General features: G+C 71.1%; 18 protein-coding genes. 8 read left to right on the top strand and 10 right to left on the bottom strand.

What is annotated here, in order from left to right; genetic code table 11:
* Positions 1-46: 46 nt before the first annotated feature.
* Positions 47-928 (top strand): metallophosphoesterase, encoded by an 882-nt coding sequence (locus H9651_RS01065; protein WP_191717252.1) that lies wholly within the window; start codon positions 47-49, stop codon positions 926-928.
* A gap of 86 nt (positions 929-1,014) precedes the next feature.
* Positions 1,015-1,626, top strand: a complete 612-nt coding sequence (locus H9651_RS01060; RefSeq protein ID WP_191717251.1) for a flavodoxin family protein — start codon at positions 1,015-1,017, stop codon at positions 1,624-1,626.
* Between the two features lie 7 nt (positions 1,627-1,633).
* Here H9651_RS01060 and H9651_RS01055 read toward each other — a convergent pair whose 3' ends face one another.
* From H9651_RS01055 to H9651_RS01040, 4 genes are all read right to left on the bottom strand, one after another.
* Positions 1,634-2,917: an MFS transporter gene (locus H9651_RS01055; protein WP_191717250.1), complete on the bottom strand. Its 1,284-nt coding sequence runs from the start codon at positions 2,915-2,917 to the stop codon at positions 1,634-1,636.
* Positions 2,918-3,262: 345 nt separating this feature from the next.
* Positions 3,263-3,994 (bottom strand): sulfurtransferase, encoded by a 732-nt coding sequence (locus tag H9651_RS01050; RefSeq protein ID WP_191717249.1) that lies wholly within the window; start codon positions 3,992-3,994, stop codon positions 3,263-3,265.
* Between the two features lie 104 nt (positions 3,995-4,098).
* Positions 4,099-4,551: an SRPBCC family protein gene (locus H9651_RS01045; protein ID WP_191717248.1), complete on the bottom strand. Its 453-nt coding sequence runs from the start codon at positions 4,549-4,551 to the stop codon at positions 4,099-4,101.
* A gap of 93 nt (positions 4,552-4,644) precedes the next feature.
* Positions 4,645-5,151 carry a GNAT family N-acetyltransferase gene (locus tag H9651_RS01040; protein ID WP_404802981.1) on the bottom strand — a complete coding sequence of 169 codons (507 nt, stop codon included), beginning with the start codon at positions 5,149-5,151 and terminating at the stop codon, positions 4,645-4,647.
* A 78-nt stretch (positions 5,152-5,229) separates the two neighbouring features.
* Between H9651_RS01040 and H9651_RS01035 the strand changes: the two genes are divergently transcribed.
* Positions 5,230-6,711: a SulP family inorganic anion transporter gene (locus H9651_RS01035; protein ID WP_318244707.1), complete on the top strand. Its 1,482-nt coding sequence runs from the start codon at positions 5,230-5,232 to the stop codon at positions 6,709-6,711.
* Here the strand turns inward: H9651_RS01035 and H9651_RS01030 are convergent.
* Entirely contained in the window at positions 6,698-7,603 is a 906-nt protein-coding gene (locus H9651_RS01030; RefSeq protein ID WP_191717246.1) for a hypothetical protein, read from the bottom strand. The genes H9651_RS01035 and H9651_RS01030 overlap by 14 nt on opposite strands.
* 161 nt (positions 7,604-7,764) lie before the next feature.
* Between H9651_RS01030 and H9651_RS01025 the strand changes: the two genes are divergently transcribed.
* Positions 7,765-8,337 carry a Dps family protein gene (locus H9651_RS01025; RefSeq protein ID WP_191717245.1) on the top strand — a complete coding sequence of 191 codons (573 nt, stop codon included), beginning with the start codon at positions 7,765-7,767 and terminating at the stop codon, positions 8,335-8,337.
* Positions 8,338-8,404: 67 nt separating this feature from the next.
* On the opposite strand, the gene H9651_RS01020 is transcribed toward H9651_RS01025, so the two are convergent.
* Positions 8,405-9,301, bottom strand: a complete 897-nt coding sequence (locus H9651_RS01020) for an SDR family oxidoreductase (RefSeq protein WP_191717244.1) — start codon at positions 9,299-9,301, stop codon at positions 8,405-8,407.
* Here H9651_RS01020 and H9651_RS14845 point away from each other — a divergent pair.
* A complete protein-coding gene (locus H9651_RS14845; RefSeq protein ID WP_263598628.1) occupies positions 9,300-9,425 on the top strand; it encodes a hypothetical protein in 126 nt (41 codons plus the stop codon). The two genes, H9651_RS01020 and H9651_RS14845, sit on opposite strands and share 2 nt — an antisense overlap.
* A gap of 138 nt (positions 9,426-9,563) precedes the next feature.
* Here H9651_RS14845 and H9651_RS01015 read toward each other — a convergent pair whose 3' ends face one another.
* Together H9651_RS01015 and H9651_RS01010 are read right to left on the bottom strand one after the other, a co-directional pair.
* Positions 9,564-10,121: an NYN domain-containing protein gene (locus tag H9651_RS01015; RefSeq protein ID WP_191717243.1), complete on the bottom strand. Its 558-nt coding sequence runs from the start codon at positions 10,119-10,121 to the stop codon at positions 9,564-9,566.
* An 87-nt stretch (positions 10,122-10,208) separates the two neighbouring features.
* Complete coding sequence (locus tag H9651_RS01010; protein ID WP_191717242.1) at positions 10,209-10,988, bottom strand: isocitrate lyase/PEP mutase family protein; 780 nt, start codon at positions 10,986-10,988, stop codon at positions 10,209-10,211.
* Positions 10,989-11,083: 95 nt separating this feature from the next.
* On the opposite strand from H9651_RS01010, the gene H9651_RS01005 reads away from it, so the two are divergent.
* From H9651_RS01005 to H9651_RS00995, 3 genes are read left to right on the top strand one after another with little or no spacing between them, the layout of a single operon-like run.
* Positions 11,084-11,488: an HNH endonuclease gene (locus H9651_RS01005; RefSeq protein WP_191717241.1), complete on the top strand. Its 405-nt coding sequence runs from the start codon at positions 11,084-11,086 to the stop codon at positions 11,486-11,488.
* Positions 11,489-11,544: 56 nt separating this feature from the next.
* Positions 11,545-11,934, top strand: a complete 390-nt coding sequence (locus H9651_RS01000; RefSeq protein WP_191717240.1) for a DUF3054 domain-containing protein — start codon at positions 11,545-11,547, stop codon at positions 11,932-11,934.
* A 28-nt stretch (positions 11,935-11,962) separates the two neighbouring features.
* Complete coding sequence (locus H9651_RS00995; protein WP_191717239.1) at positions 11,963-13,018, top strand: LLM class flavin-dependent oxidoreductase; 1,056 nt, start codon at positions 11,963-11,965, stop codon at positions 13,016-13,018.
* A gap of 241 nt (positions 13,019-13,259) precedes the next feature.
* Here H9651_RS00995 and H9651_RS00990 read toward each other — a convergent pair whose 3' ends face one another.
* Positions 13,260-13,724 (bottom strand): ASCH domain-containing protein, encoded by a 465-nt coding sequence (locus tag H9651_RS00990; RefSeq protein WP_191717238.1) that lies wholly within the window; start codon positions 13,722-13,724, stop codon positions 13,260-13,262.
* Positions 13,725-13,941: 217 nt separating this feature from the next.
* Positions 13,942-14,862 (bottom strand): diacylglycerol/lipid kinase family protein, encoded by a 921-nt coding sequence (locus H9651_RS00985; RefSeq protein WP_191717237.1) that lies wholly within the window; start codon positions 14,860-14,862, stop codon positions 13,942-13,944.
* Between the last annotated feature and the right edge of the window lie 28 nt (positions 14,863-14,890).

Below are 14,890 nucleotides of genomic sequence, written 5' to 3'. Positions count from 1 at the left end.
CGACGCACCCTCACCCGACCCGAGACTCCCTTCAAGGAACGACCCGATGATCCTCAGCGAACACCCGCGGCCCGCGAAGACCTTCGTGCATCTGGCCGACACGCATCTGCCCGGCGAGCGCTCCCTCTTGTACGGCGCGGCCGACGCCGACGGACACCTGGCGCTGCTGCTGGAACGGATCGAATCGAGCGGACTGCGCCCCGACGCGCTGCTGCTGGCGGGCGATCTGGTCGATCGCGGCGATCGGTCGGCGTACCGGCGCCTGCGCGCGCTCGTGGAGCCGATCGCCGAGCGGCTCGGAGCCGAGGTCGTGTGGGCGCCGGGCAACCACGACGACCGCGCCGCGATGCGCGCGGAGCTGCCGCTGGACGACGCCGCCGACCCGAGATCGCCCGTCTGCTTCGCCCGGTGGTTCGGCGGACTGCGCGTGCTGGTGCTCGATTCGACCGTGCCCGGCGCACACTGGGGCGAGATCGGCCCGGAACAGGCGGCGTGGCTGCGCGACGAGCTGTCGCGGCCGGCCCCCGAGGGAAGCCTCCTCGTCGTGCATCACCCGCCGCTGCCGACCGTTCTCGACCTCGCGGTCACCGTGGAGCTGCGGGGACAGGCCGCACTCGCGGAGGTGCTGCGCGGTTCGGACGTGCGCGCGATCCTCTCCGGTCACGTGCACCACCCCTCCTTCGGGACGTTCGCGGGGATCCCGGTGGCCGTGGCATCCTCGAGCGCGTACGGCCAGGATCTCGCCGGCGTCGTGGGCTCCACCCGTGGCCAGGACGCCGCGCAGGGATACAACCTCGTGCACGTGTACGCCGACACGGTGGTCCATTCCCCCGTCTCGCTCGGCCGCGGCGCCGACGTCGGCGAGCATGTGCCCGCCGAAGAGGCCGCCCGTCGCATCGCCGCCGCCGACATCACCTGGCGCGAGTGAGCACTCGCAGGGACGGCTGAGGCTGTCAACCCCTGCGCACCGGCGCGGATGGTTTCTTAGCGTGGGGTGAAACGGAAAGGACCCCCATGCTCCGCGCACTCGTACTCAACTGCACCCTCAAGCCCTCTCCCGCCGAATCCAGCAGCCAGCTGCTCGCCCAGCAGGTGCTCGACGCCCTCGCCTCCCATGACGTGCAGGGTGAGAGCATCCGCGTCGTCGATCACGACGTCAAGCCCGGCGTCGAGGCCGACATGGGCGACGGCGACGAATGGCCGACCATCCGCGGGCGCGTGCTGGCAGCCGACATCCTCGTCTTCGCGACGCCCACGTGGATGGGACACATGTCCTCTGTCGCGCAGCGCGTGCTCGAACGCCTCGATGCCGACATCTCCGAGACCGACGACGACGGCCGCCCGCTCCTGGCCGGAAAGGTCGCGGTCGTGGCCGTGGTCGGCAACGAGGATGGTGCGCACGCGATCATCGCCGATGCCTTCCAGGGCCTCAACGACGTCGGCTTCACCGTCCCGTCGCAGGGCGGGGTGTACTGGAACGGCGAGGCCATGCACTCGACCGACTACAACGACCTCGACGAGACGCCCGAGAAGGTCGCGACCACGACCCGGACACTCGCGCGCCACGCCGCCCACCTGGCCACACTCCTGAAGGAGCGCCCCTACCCCGCGCCGCCGGCGTCGTGACGCGGGACTAGGCCCGATCGCCGACGGGCAGCAGGCGCGCGGCGGGGACGGATGCCGCACCGGCCGTCGCCGCCCGCCCGCGCCGCTCGACGAAGAGGTTCATGACGCCGAAGACGAGCACGAGCGCCGCCGCCACCAACGGCAGCACCATCGCAACCCCGACGCCGACGTTCTCGGCCACGGCACCCGTGACGGCCGCGGCGACGGACTGTGCCAGCGCCATCGCCGACCCGAGCACCGTCATGACCGTCGCCGAACGGCCCAGCGGGCTGCGGGTGCCGGCGAGACTGAACAGCGTCACGAGCGTCGGCCCGACACCGAGGCCCATGAGGCACAACATGACGGTGACCCCCGATACCGTGCCGCTGAGCGTGAAGCCGAGGGTGGCGACGGCGAGCACACCGGCGAACAGCATCCAGCGCCAGCGCAGCGCGAAGCGCGCGGGCAGGAGCGCGACCGACAGTGCCAGCACCGCCGACCCGATGCCCATCAGCCCGTACAGAAGCGAAGCGGAATCCACATCGCCCTGCGACGCCATGAACGCCGTGAGCGAGGTCAGCGTCGCGCCGAAGAACATGCCCACCGAGAACGTCGCGGCCACGAGCACCAGCACGGGCGCGCGCAGCAGCTCACGGGCGGGGGCGATCTCTGCCGGCTCGTCACCCGCGGCCGCACCGACCCGTGAGGTCGGGTGCAGCGCGAACGCCGTCACGAACACGAAACTCAGCGCCGCGGCGCCCGCGATGGGCGCCCACGGGGCGATGAGGGCGGCGAGGAGGCCGACCACGACCGGCCCGATGACGAACGCGGTTTCGTCGGCCGCCGATTCGTAGGCCATCGTGCGCGAGAAGGTACGCTCGCGGCGTTGCGGCGACAGCCGCTGGCCGATGATCGCCATGAGGCGGCTGCGCGACATCGCTGCGGCCTGCGGAGCGGAGACGCCGATGCCGAAAGCTGCCAGCAGCATGAGCCAGTCGGGGGCCCCGGCGGTGACGACGAAGGGGAAGGTGGCCAGCAGTGCGCTGTTCGCGAGCCCCAGCGGCACCAACACGCGCCGCTGCCCGTGACGGTCGACGGCATCGCCGATCAGCGGACCGGCGATGACGGTGCCGACGCCCACAGCGGCCGAGGTGAGGCCGCCGAGCGCGACGGAGCCGGTCACCGAGACGACGAAGGTCAGCACCCCGACGACCATCATCGCGAACGGCAGGCGCGCGACGAACGCGATCGGGAAGTACCACCGGCCGGTGTGGGCGATCAACGATCGGTCGTCGGCGGCACGTGCGGACATGGTGGAACACCTCGTTCAGCGGGGCGGGGGAATGTGCCGCCTTGCCTTTCCAGCAGGTAGATGCACCGTTTCGTGCGCCGCTTGCTGCAGACGCACGTCTTCCAGGATACCGCGCATCGCCTATGAGGGGCCTGTCAGCCCCAGTCCGCGTCCCGCGCCCACCCTCCGCCGCGCCCGCGCCCACCCCCGCGAGAAACCACTTCTCGGTTGAGACACACCGCACCGCGTGATGTGTCAACCGAGTTCTGGTTTCTCGCGGGATGGGTATGCGCGACGCGGGCGACGGATGCCGCAGGCCGGCAGGCCGCCCGGGGGCGGAGGGGCGCGCGGCTCAGGCGCGCGCGGTCAGGGGCGCGGGGCGAGATCCGGGGACAGCGCCTCGCGCTCGTCGAACACGAAGCACTCGCCCTCCCAGTGGGCGCCGCCGACCTGCTCGAAGTAGCCGAGGATGCCGCCGTCGAGCTGGAACGCCGCCACGCCCTGTTCGCGCAGGTGGATGGCCGCCTTCTCGCACCGGATCCCGCCGGTGCAGAAGCTCACGACCGTCTTGCCCGCGAGATCGTCGCGATGCGACGCCGCGGCATCCGGGAACTGCGTGAACCGCTCGATGCGCCAGTCGACGGCATCGGCGAACGTGCCGTAGTCGACTTCGAACGCGTTGCGGGTGTCCAGCAGCACGACCGGCCGGCCGTCGTCGTCGTGCCCCTGGTCGAGCCAGCGCCGCAGCATCGCGGGGGCGACGGCGGGGGCGCGTCCGGCCTCGGGCCGGATGGTCGGGCGGTCCATGCGGATGATCTCGCGCTTGAGCTTGACCAGCATCTTGCCGAACGGCTGCTCGTCGGACCAGCTCTCCTTCACCGTGAGCGCGGCGAACCGCGCGTCGGCACGCAGCACGTCGATGAACCCGCGCACGGTGTCGGCCGCGCCGGCGAGGAACAGGTTGATCCCCTCCTCGGCGAGGATGATCGTGCCCTTCAGCCCCGCGGCATCCGCGCGACCGAGCAGCAACGGCCGCAGCCGGTCGCGGTCGTCGATCCGCGTGAACAGGTACGCCGAGACGTTGAGGACGGAGGGCACGGGTTCCAGCTTACGGAGGCGCCGAGAGCGGATGCCGCGCGCACGCCCCGACGCGAAGACCCCGCCGTCCCGGAGGGGCGCGGCGGGGTCTCGAAGACTGCGGGTCAGCTGATGTCGCCGCGCCAGGCGCCGGTCTCGGTGCCGCGCGACTCGATGAACTCCTTGAACTTGCGCAGGTCCTTCTTCACGGCGTGGTCGTCCCAGCCGATGGCCGCGCCGACCTTCTCGCGGAACCCTTCGGGCTCCCAGTCCAGCTGCACCGTCACACGCGTGGTGTTGTCGTCCAGGCGGTGGAACGTCACGACGCCGGCGTGATTCACATCTCCCGTGATGCTGTTCCACGCGACGCGCTCATCCGGGTGCTGCTCGGTGATCTTGGCGGTGAACTCGTGCTCGACACCGGCAACGCTCACCTTCCACAGCGTGGTCTGGTCGTCGCCCTGCGTGATCGAGTCGACGAACTCGAGGAACTGCGGGAACGATTCGAACTGCGTCCACTGGTTGTAGGCGACCGTCACGGGGACGTTGACATCGATGCTCTCGGTGATGCGGGCCATGGGGCGTTCCTTTCTCCGAACGAGATGATGGACACCCATCGTGTAACGCCCGGGCGTCGAGCCCGAAGGGGTTGCCCGCCGCAGACACGTCTGTTATCCCCGCGCGGAGTCCCCGAGGCGCACCAGCGCGTCGCCGGTGAGCCGCTGCGTCGTCCACTCCTCGAGCGGCTCCGCCCCGATCGCACGGTAGAACGCGATCGACGGCGCGTTCCAATCCAGCACCGTCCACTCCAGCCGCGAGTACTCGCGCTCGAGGCACAGCTGCGCGAGCGAGGCGATGAGCGCCTTGCCGTAGCCGCTCCCCCGGTGCTGCTCGTGCACGTAGAGGTCCTCGAGCCAGATGCCGTGGCGACCGGTCCACGTCGAGTAGGTGAGGAACCAGATCGCGATGCCGAGGATCTCCCCCTCGCGTTCCACGACGTGTGCGAACACGCGCGGCTCGGCACCGAAGAGCGATTCGGTCAACGCCGGCGCCGTGTTCGCCACCGCATCGGGCTCCCGTTCGTAGACGGCGAGGTCCACGATGCGGGCGAGGATGCCGGGTTCGTCGCCCGGGCGGGCGGCGCGCAGTAGCGCGCCGTCGTCGAAGGTGCGTGAGATCACCCGTCGAGCCTAGGGGCGGCGGCGAACGTAGAATCGACGAGTCGCCGTCGCGGCATCCCCCGATCAGGAGTTCGTGTGTCCGTCGCCGCCCGCCACCGCATCGAGCCCACCGTCCTGCAGGCCCTGCGCAGCCCCCGGCTGCTGACCCGTGAGGCCCTCGCGGGTGTCGTCGTGGCCATCGCACTCATCCCCGAGTCGATCGCCTTCTCACTCATCGTGGGCGTCGACCCGCGCGTGGGGCTCTTCTCGTCGTTCGTCATGGCGGTCGTCATCGCCTTCACCGGCGGCCGCCCCGCGATGATCAGCGCCGCCACCGGGGCGGTCGCCCTCGTCGTCGCCCCCGTCGCCCGCGAGCACGGCTTCGACTACCTCATCGCGACGGTGCTGCTGGCGGGGGTGCTGCAGATCATCTTCGCCGTGCTCGGGGTGGCGAGGCTCATGCGCTTCATCCCGCGCAGCGTCATGGTCGGCTTCGTCAACGCGCTGGCGATCCTGGTGTTCCTCTCGCAGATGCCGCAGCTCATCGACGTGCCGTGGGCGGTGTACCCGCTCGTGCTGGCGGGGCTCGGCATCCTGTATCTCTGGCCGCGCCTGACCAAGGCCGTGCCGGCGCCGCTGGTCGCGATCGTCGTGCTCACCGTCGTCGTGGTGGTGTTCGGCATCGCCGTGCCGACGGTCGGCGATCAGGGCGCGCTGCCGCAGAGCCTTCCCCAGCTGTTCATCCCGCACGTGCCGCTGGAGTGGGAGACGCTGCAGATCATCGCGCCGTACGCCCTGGCGATGGCGGTGGTGGGGCTGCTGGAGTCGCTCATGACCGCCAAGCTCGTCGACGACATCACCGGCACCCCCTCCCGCAAGACCCGTGAGGCGTGGGGCCAGGGCGTCGCCAACGTCGCGTCGGGCCTGTTCGGCGGCATGGGCGGCTGCGCCATGATCGGCCAGACGATGATCAACGTGAAGGCCTCGGGCGCCCGCACCCGCATCTCGACGTTCCTGGCGGGAGTGTTCCTGCTCGTCCTCGTCGTGGCGCTCGGCGACGTCGTCGCGATCATCCCGATGGCCGCGCTCGTGGCGGTCATGGTGCTCGTCTCGGTCGCGACCTTCGACTGGCACAGCATCCGACCCTCGACCCTGAAACGGATGCCGCGCAGCGAGACCCTCGTCATGCTCGTCACGGTCGCCGCCACCGTATGGACCCACAACCTCGCGGTCGGGGTCGCTGTGGGCGTACTCGCCGCGATGGTCGCCTTCGCCCGCCGCGTCGCGCACTTCACCACCGTCAGCCGCACCCTCACCGACGACGGCGCCGTCGCGTGCTACACCGTCGACGGCGAGCTGTTCTTCGCCTCGAGCAACGACCTCACCACGCAGTTCGACTACGCCGCCGACCCCAGCCGCATCGTGATCGACATGACCCGCTCGCACGTGTGGGATGCCTCCACGGTCGCCGCGCTGGATGCGATCGTCACCAAGTACGCCCAGCGAGGCGCCACGGTGGAGCTCGTCGGCATGAACGACGCGACCGCCGCGCTGCACGGCCGCCTCAGCGACGGCTGAGCCGGCCGGGCTGCCCGAGGCCGCCGACGAGGGTGGGATCTGCCTGGTTCCACGTGTTCACGGTCTGCAGCACCCAGTACAGGCAGAACAACGCGAGCGCGACGAGTTCGCACCCGAACACCACGGGGAAGGTCGTCGCGGCGGGCCCGCCGACGGCGACGAACGCTGTCAGCGCGATGAGGTCCAGCGTCAGCAGCCCCGCGATCACGGCATACGCCCTGCGTACGGCGCGCGAGGGCGCCGGCTCCGGCGACCAGTCGGTGCGCAGCGCGTCGAGCAGTGAGACGATCGCGAGGATCGCGAAGAACCCCACCGTCGCCACGAAATGCGCGAACCCGAAGAACGACTCCCGGCCCAGTCCCCACCAGCCCCACACCGCCGCGAGCACGCCGACGGCCAGCACGATCGACGGCCAGATGCGCCCGAGCGCCGCACGCCCGGCATCGGGCCGCAGGCCGAGCCCCACCGCGACCGCCACGGCGAGCGCGCCCACGACGAGATAGGTCGCCACCGACGTGTCGACGGCCGCGTGGACCGAAACCGGCACGCACGCCTCGCCACCGCACATCTCCACACCCGCGATCGTGATGACCGGCGTCGGGACGACCGCGACGAGCGGCGCCAGCAGCGCCGCGGCATCCAGCAGGCCCCGTTGCGCGCCCCGACCCGACAGGGACAGCAGACCCAGCGATGCCGCGATCAGCGCACCCACCAAGGCGTCGCGGGCGGGGGTGTAGTACGCCGCGCTGATCGACTCCAGCATGCCCAGCTGCGTCATGACCAGCGTCACGGCGACCACGATCACCACGGCGGTGCCGGCGACCCCCAGTCGCAGGTAGCGGTAGGTGCGCCGCAGCGAGGTGTCGGCGGCGGGCACGGCGTCGTGCGTCATGGCGCGAGCGTAGCGCGGGCGTGCGACCCTGCGGCGGCAGGCGCCGTCGGTTCGCGCAGTGGGCCCGGGCGGGTACCACTGCGCGCGTGGGAGTGCAAGCACCTGCCCCCGTGCGCCCGACCGACCTAGCGTCGGACCATCCCGATCGAACAGGAGCAGACATGGCATCGTCCACGAAGAACAAGAGCACCTCGACGACCGAACCCAAGAACAAGCGTCGCACCGCCCCGGGCGGCACCGGTGCGAAGCTGACGAAGGAGGAGAACGCCGAGAAGGGGTTCACTGCGTCGGCTCAGCTCGGCGAGAACCTGCAGAAGGTGCTCGTCGACCTCATCGAGCTGTCGCTGCAGGGCAAGCAGGCCCACTGGAACGTCGTAGGCCGCAACTTCCGCGACACCCACCTGCAGCTGGACGAGGTAATCGACGCCGCGCGCGAGTTCTCCGACACCATCGCCGAGCGCATGCGGGCCCTGCACGCCCTCCCCGACGGTCGCAGTGACATCGTCGCCCAGACCACGACGCTGCCCGAGTTCCCGCAGGGCGAGATCGACACCACCGAGGTCATCGACCTCATCACCGAGCGTCTCGACGACGTCTGCACCACGTGCCGCGAGGTGCACGACGACGTCGATGAGGAAGACCCCACGAGCGCCGACATCCTGCACGCCGTCCTCGAGCGGCTGGAGCAGCTCTCGTGGATGGTGAGCGCGGAGAATCGCACGCCGAAGCGTTGATCCTCTCGCGCAGGAAACACGAAAGCCCGTCCGGTCCGTCGGACGGGCTTTCGTCATGCGGGGGATGTCAGGGCGTCGGCATGCCTCCGTTGACGTTGAGCGTCTCTCCCACGACGTAGCTCGACTCGGCCGACGCAAGGAAGACGTAGGCGGGTGCGAGCTCGGCCGGCTGCCCCATGCGCCCGAGCGGGGTCTGTGTGCCGAACTCGTCGAGCTTCGACTGCGGCTGACCGCCGGTCGGCTGCAGCGGGGTCCAGATTGGGCCGGGGGCGACGGCGTTCACGCGGATGCCCCTCGGTGCCAGCTGCTCGGCCAGGCCCTTCGTGAACGCATTGATCGTCGCCTTCGTCGAGGCGTAGTCCACGAGGATGCCGGACGGGGAATACGCCTGGATCGACGTCGTGTTGATGATCGCCGAGCCCGCCGGCAGATGAGGCAGGGCCGCCTTGGTGATCCAGAACATCGCGTAGACGTTCGTCTTGAACGTGTCGTCGAACTGCTCGTCGGTCAGCGTCGTCAGATCCTCGTTGTAGATCTGCTTGCCGCCGTTGTTGACGAGGATGTCGAGCCCGCCGAGGCCCTCGACGGTCTGTGCGACGAGTTCGCGGCAGTACTGCGGGTCCTTGAGGTCGCCGGGGAACGCGACGACGGTCGCGCCGGCCTCGCGCAGGATGCCGACGACGCGCTGGGCGTCTTCTTCCTCTTCGGGCAGGTACGACAGCGCCACGTCGGCGCCCTCCCGGGCGAAGGCGATGGCCGTGGCCGCGCCGATGCCGGAGTCGCCGCCGGTGATGAGCGCCTTGCGGCCGGTCAGTCGTCCGCTGCCGCGGTAGGTGTCCTCACCGAGGTCGGCCTTCGGCGTCAGCTCGGCATCCAACCCCGGTTCGGCCATCTCCTGCTTCTGCGGGTCGATGTCGGCGTAGAGCTTCGTCGGGTCGGTGAAACTGTACTGATCGCGGGACATGGTGTCTCCTCTCTCGTGGGCGGTCTGCGGCCGCGGGGAGCGCGAAGCATCCGCCGCTCTCGTCGACGTTTCCGTCGACGAGATGCCGCAGCCCGAGCCGGCATGCGAAGCCGTGGCCTGCTGACAGGTCACGCATGGCTCCTGCTCGCCGGCCGGGTCTGTCCAGTCTCGGGGGGACCGCGCGTGAGCGGGCACGGGTTGACAACCCGGCGCGCGCCGTGCGATCCGCGGGCGCGCGCTGCGGGTCAGCGCAGTCGGCGCGTCAGCGCAGGAACTGCGTGGGGTCGAACTCGTCGATGGGGATGACGCGCACGCGCGGCAGCGGGGCATCGAAGGCGCCGGCGTCGAACTCGAGGTCGTAGGTCTCCAGCCCCGGGATGGTGATGAAGCCGGTGTTACGGAACTCCCCGAATGCCAGCACGCCGAGGCGCCGGCGGCCGCCGGCGAGTGCACGCATGTCGTCGGCGAAGTCGCCGTCGTGGCTGACGAGCATGACGTCTTCGTCGCGGTCGCGCAGCGCCTGCAATGTGCGCTGGATGGCGATGTCGACGATCTTCTCGTCGGAGGGACCCGACAGCGGGACCGGCTTGTAGCCGAGCGCGACGAGCGCCTGCACGAACGTCATCGGCAGGTTCGTGGTCGCGTTCAGGAAGAACAGGCCCTGGGTCGGCTGCTGCCACGTCTTCTCGACGAACGAGAGGATGCGATCCCAGCGAGGTCGCTCATCGGGCTGCGGCCGGCGACCGAGGATCGATCCACCGAGGGTCGCGTCGATGTTCTCGCCGTCGACCAGCACCCATGCGCCCTGCGCGTCGCCCACTGCGACCTCCCTGCGGCGCCGTACGCAACGCCGTCCTCGATCCTACGGGGCGACCCCGGTCGCTCCGACCGGCTCCGATCCCCGCGGTCAGTTGAGCGCGCGGGTGGCGGCGGGGATGACGCCGTCGGCGTAGAGGCCGACGGCGACATCCTGCAGCGCCGTCAGAGCCACGCGCTGCGTCATCGGGCCGTAGGAGATGCGGGCGACGCCCAGCCCCTCGTACTCCGCGGCGGTCAGCGCACCGGGCAGGCCGATGACACTCACCTTGCGCTCGCCGATGCCGTCGACCAGTCGCCGCGTGGTGTCGACGTCGAGCGGGCCGGGGACGAAGACGATGTCGGCACCGGCGTCGAGATAGGCCCGGCCGCGTTCGATCGCGTCGGCGATCGACTCGTCGAGCGGTCGGGCACCGGCACGCACGAACGCGTCGGTGCGGGCGTTGAGCGCGAAGGGCACCCCCTCGGCCTCTCCGGCGGCGATGACCGCCTCGACGGCGGCGACGGACTCGGCCAGCGGCTGCAGCCGGTCCTCGACGTTGGCGCCGACGACACCCACCCCGATCGCTCGGCGCGTCGTCTCGCCCGGGTCGCCGTAACCGGCGTCGAGATCGGCCGAGACCGGCAGGTCGCCGGCGACCGTGACGATGCGGCCCACCATGTCGAGCATGACCTCCAGCGGGATGTTCTCGCCGTCGGCGTATCCGAACGTCGCTGCGATCGAGTGGCCGGCGGTGGCCAGGGCCTTCGTCTCGGGGAGGGCGATGATCGCCTGCGCCGAGACCACATCCCACACGTTCACGACGCGGAGGATCTCGGATGCCGCGTGCAGCTCGGACAGGTTCTGGGCGCGCTGGGCCTGAGTGGTCATGGCCCCACGCTAGCGGGGTGGCACTGCCGGCCACGGGTCGCCGGCGGGCCGCGCGCCACCGGCATCCGTCGTCCGCCGCCGGATACCCTGGCGCCATGGCCGTCCGTCAGACCCGTCGCGCGCGGGCGCAGCGTCGCCGCGTGAAGCGGGTGGCGGCGTCGGGCAGCGACCTCACCGAGGCGCAGTGGCGGCGCATCCTCGACGCGTGGGCGGCGTGCGCGTACTGCGGCGGCGACGGCGCGGCACTGCAGCGCGACTGCGTGCTGCCCATCTCCCGCGGCGGCCGCTACACGATCGACAATGTCGTGCCCGCATGCCGGTCGTGCAACGCCAGCAAGAGCAACGGCGAGGTGACCTCCTGGATGCGGCGGCGGCGACTGGACGAGCCGGCGTTCCTGCTGCGGTGGCGGCAGATCGTGCGGGAGCTCGCCGCGGAAGACGCCGAGGCAGCGGCCGCCGCGGACGCCGCGGCCCTGCCCGCCGAGCCCACCGCCCCCTGACCGCGACGGCAGCGCGCCCCGGCATCCGTTCGACCTCGATCGCCGACAATGGGGGCATGACCCGCACCGTGATCGCCGCGTTCGCCCTCGATGCCGTGCTCGTCGTCGCGTTCGCCGCGATCGGGCGCGCGAGCCACGACTCCGCCGCCTTCGGTCTCGGGCTCGTCACCACGGCGTGGCCGTTTCTGGTCGCCGTCGGGGCCGGCTGGCTTGCCACGCGCGCCTGGCGGGCGCCGGCCGCCCCCGTGCGGACGGGCCTCGGCATCTGGGTGCTCACCGTCGCCGGCGGAATGGTGCTGCGCGCGCTCAGCGGCCAGGGCACCGCGGTGCCGTTCATCGTCGTCGCGACCGTCACGCTGCTGCTCATGCTCGTGGGCTGGCGCGTCATCGCGGCGCTGATCACGCGAGCTCGGCGCGGGAGGCCGTCGTTGCATTCAGCGGAATAGATGCCCCGCGGCATCCGTTTCACCAGTCATGCAACGCTTCGGAACGCTGTCCTTCGGCCACTACGGCCCCCTCGGCCGCGGCAGGGAACTGACCGCGGGCGACTCGATGCGCCAGGCGATCGACCTCGCCCAGGGAATGGATGACCTGGGAGTCAACGGCGCCTACTTCCGCGTGCATCATTTCGCCCGCCAGCAGGCGTCGCCCCTGCCGCTGCTGGCCGCCATCGCCGCCACCACGAAGCGCATCGAGGTCGGCACCGGCGTCATCGACATGCGGTACGAGAACCCGCTGCACCTGGCCGAAGAGGCCGCGGCGGTCGACCTCATCAGCGACGGCCGACTCGCCCTCGGCGTCAGCCGCGGTTCACCCGAGACCGTCGTGCGCGGCTACGAGGCGTTCGGCTACACCGGGTCAACCGACCCGCGCGGCGCCGACATCGCCCGTGAGCACTTCGACCTGTTCCTGCGCGCGATCGACGGTGAGGGGCTCGCCGAGCGCGACCCCGCGAGCCCCTTCGGCGGCGGCACCGGCAGGCAGCGGATCGAGCCGCACTCCCCCGGCCTGCGCTCGCGCGTGTGGTGGGGCGCCGGCAACCGCGACAGCGCCGCATGGGCGGGCACGATGGGCGTGAACCTCATGTCGTCGACCCTGCTCACCGAAGACCGCGGTGTGCCGTTCGACGTGCTGCAGGCCGAGCAGATCGATGCGTTCCGCCAGGCGTGGCGCGAGGCCGGCCACCCGGGCGACCCCCGGGTGTCGGTGAGCCGTTCGATCTTCCCCATCACCACCGCCGAGGACGAGCTGTACTTCGGCCACTCGTCCGAGGGCGAGGGCGTCGGCTACATCGACGGCATCCGCTCGACGTTCGGCAAGACCTACGCGGCATCCCCCGACGTGCTCGTCGAGCAGCTGCAGCAGGATGCCGCCATCGCGAGCGCCGACACGCTCATGCTGACCATCCCCAGCCAGCTGGGTGTGGAGTTCAACCTGCGCGTCATCGAGTCGTTCGCGACGCACGTCGCCCCGTCGCTGGGCTGGAAGCCGACCACCGCCGCCGCCACGACCACCGACGACGCGCCCTGAAACGCCACTTCCCGGGTGGGACACACCGCGCCGCGTGGTGTCTCACCCGGGAACCGATGTCTCGCAGCCTCGGACCGCTCGCGAGCGGATGCCTCCCCGCGCACCGGCGTCGCGCACCGCTCACCGCAGCGACCACCGGCCGGTCCCCGCGGCTGTCGGAATTCAGGCTCAGGGGTCGTGAGCGCCCGGCGAGGACCGGCTGCGGTGCGCACAGCCTGAATTCCGACAGGGTCGGCGAGTATCAGCCGACGGGGTACACCAGGCGGAACCGCTCGCACAGCACCGGCATGTCGGGCTCGTAGCCGCGCGGGTTCTCGGAGTAGGTGCGCCAGTACCGCTCGTGCACCTCGCGCCACTGCGCCAGGGTGCGGTCGTCCTCACCCTCGGCCCGCGCGTGCTCGGCATCCACCTGATCGAACGGGACGACCTCCAGCGCGGTGGTCTGGATGATGGCGCGCGGTGCGCCTGCGCCGTCGAGGATGACGCTGTAGTCGCCGACTTCGGGCAGCGCGTCACCGGTGGCCTCGTAGTCCCACAGCGACGACGCGGTGCCGGTCTTCACCCCGGCGAGCACGAGCTGCAGCAGCTCGTCGGCGTGCGCCGGGATCGCCCCGAACCCCCACACCTCGGGCAGCTCCTCGGGCAGCTCGGGCAGCTCGGTGCGGCGCCGGCGCCAGAAAGCGGCGGCGGATTCGGGTTCGGCCATGCGCTCCAGCGTAGGGGCGGCAGCGGCAGCCTCCAGAACAGGAGATCTCACCGATACAGGACGCCTCGTCCGGAATCGTCCTGTTCCGGTGAGATCTCCTGCACCGGGCAGGCGACGGATGCCGGTAACGCGACGGATGCCGGTAACGCGACGGATGCCGGCAACGCGCCGGATGCCAGAAGCGCGACGGCACGCGGAACGCGTCGGATGCCGCGCGTCAGCGCCGCACGCGCAGCGCGCCGGGCTGCACGGTCGCAAGGATGTCGGCGGTCTCGCCGACCTCTTCGCCGTCGATCTCGAACGCCTGCGCCCGCGGCAGCGTCACCCGCACCGACGTCGCCTGCCGGTGCCGGGTCGTCGCGGTGTCGACGGCGGTGTCGTCGCGCGCGACCGCGCGGCGGATGCCGTTGTCCCACACGACCGACTTCAGCGCGTCCAGCCACTGCAGTCCCTCAGGCCCCTCGCCGCCGACCAGCACGATGTCGAGCAGCCCGTCGTCGGGTTCGGCGTCGGGGAGGATGCGCAACCCGCCCTGCACCATCCCGCAGTTGCCGATCAGCACGGTGTGGGCGGGCTCGGTCACCGGCACGTCGGCGTCGAACACGACGGTCGCATCCACGAGGTCGGTCGCAGCCATCGCCCGCCCGAGCGCTCCGACATACGCCAGCCAGCCGGCCTTGTCCTTCGCCTCGTCGTCGGTCTCGGCAAGCATCTGCGCGTCGATGCCGAAGCCCACCATCACGAGGAAGATGAACTCCTCGCGGCGGTCGACCAGTTCGATGCGGCCGACATCCAGCGGGGTGTCGTCGCCGTCGATGGCTCGGGCCAGCGCCGCCGCGGCATCGCCGAGGCGGATGCCGAGATTGCGGGCCAGCAGGTTGCCGGTGCCGGCGGGCACGATCCCCAGCGGCACCTCGGTGCCCACGAGCGCTGCCGCGACGTCACGCACCGTGCCATCGCCGCCCGCGGCGATCACGACGCCGCAGCCGTCCTCGAGCGCGCGGCGGGCGACGCCCTCGCCGGCGTCTTCGAGCGTCGTCTCGTACCAGCGCACCTCGACCGGTTCGGTGCGGGTGGCCAGGGCGTCCTCGAGCTGCGCACGCTCGACTTTGACGGGATTGAAGACGATGCCGATCATCCGCCCACTCTGGCCGATGCGCGCCGCG

The organism is Microbacterium pullorum (assembly GCF_014836535.1).
Taxonomy (GTDB): Bacteria; Actinomycetota; Actinomycetes; order Actinomycetales; family Microbacteriaceae; genus Microbacterium; species Microbacterium pullorum.
Note: the sequence above shows the minus strand (reverse complement) of the source record. Positions and strands in the feature narration are given on the sequence as shown.

What these genes read in the sequence shown, in the direction of transcription:
- H9651_RS14845 (WP_263598628.1), top strand. Translation starts at nt 9,300, where the DNA reads ATGGTGTCTCCTCTCTCGTGGGCGGTCTGCGGCCGCGGGGAGCGCGAA.
- H9651_RS00995 (WP_191717239.1), top strand. Translation starts at nt 11,963, where the DNA reads ATGCAACGCTTCGGAACGCTGTCCTTCGGCCACTACGGCCCCCTCGGC.
- H9651_RS01025 (WP_191717245.1), top strand. Translation starts at nt 7,765, where the DNA reads ATGGCATCGTCCACGAAGAACAAGAGCACCTCGACGACCGAACCCAAG.
- H9651_RS01055 (WP_191717250.1), bottom strand. Translation starts at nt 2,917, where the DNA reads ATGTCCGCACGTGCCGCCGACGACCGATCGTTGATCGCCCACACCGGC.
- H9651_RS01010 (WP_191717242.1), bottom strand. Translation starts at nt 10,988, where the DNA reads ATGACCACTCAGGCCCAGCGCGCCCAGAACCTGTCCGAGCTGCACGCG.
- H9651_RS01030 (WP_191717246.1), bottom strand. Translation starts at nt 7,603, where the DNA reads ATGACGCACGACGCCGTGCCCGCCGCCGACACCTCGCTGCGGCGCACC.
- H9651_RS01060 (WP_191717251.1), top strand. Translation starts at nt 1,015, where the DNA reads ATGCTCCGCGCACTCGTACTCAACTGCACCCTCAAGCCCTCTCCCGCC.
- H9651_RS01045 (WP_191717248.1), bottom strand. Translation starts at nt 4,551, where the DNA reads ATGGCCCGCATCACCGAGAGCATCGATGTCAACGTCCCCGTGACGGTC.
- H9651_RS01020 (WP_191717244.1), bottom strand. Translation starts at nt 9,301, where the DNA reads ATGTCCCGCGATCAGTACAGTTTCACCGACCCGACGAAGCTCTACGCC.
- H9651_RS01005 (WP_191717241.1), top strand. Translation starts at nt 11,084, where the DNA reads ATGGCCGTCCGTCAGACCCGTCGCGCGCGGGCGCAGCGTCGCCGCGTG.
- H9651_RS00990 (WP_191717238.1), bottom strand. Translation starts at nt 13,724, where the DNA reads ATGGCCGAACCCGAATCCGCCGCCGCTTTCTGGCGCCGGCGCCGCACC.
- H9651_RS01065 (WP_191717252.1), top strand. Translation starts at nt 47, where the DNA reads ATGATCCTCAGCGAACACCCGCGGCCCGCGAAGACCTTCGTGCATCTG.
- H9651_RS00985 (WP_191717237.1), bottom strand. Translation starts at nt 14,862, where the DNA reads ATGATCGGCATCGTCTTCAATCCCGTCAAAGTCGAGCGTGCGCAGCTC.
- H9651_RS01000 (WP_191717240.1), top strand. Translation starts at nt 11,545, where the DNA reads ATGACCCGCACCGTGATCGCCGCGTTCGCCCTCGATGCCGTGCTCGTC.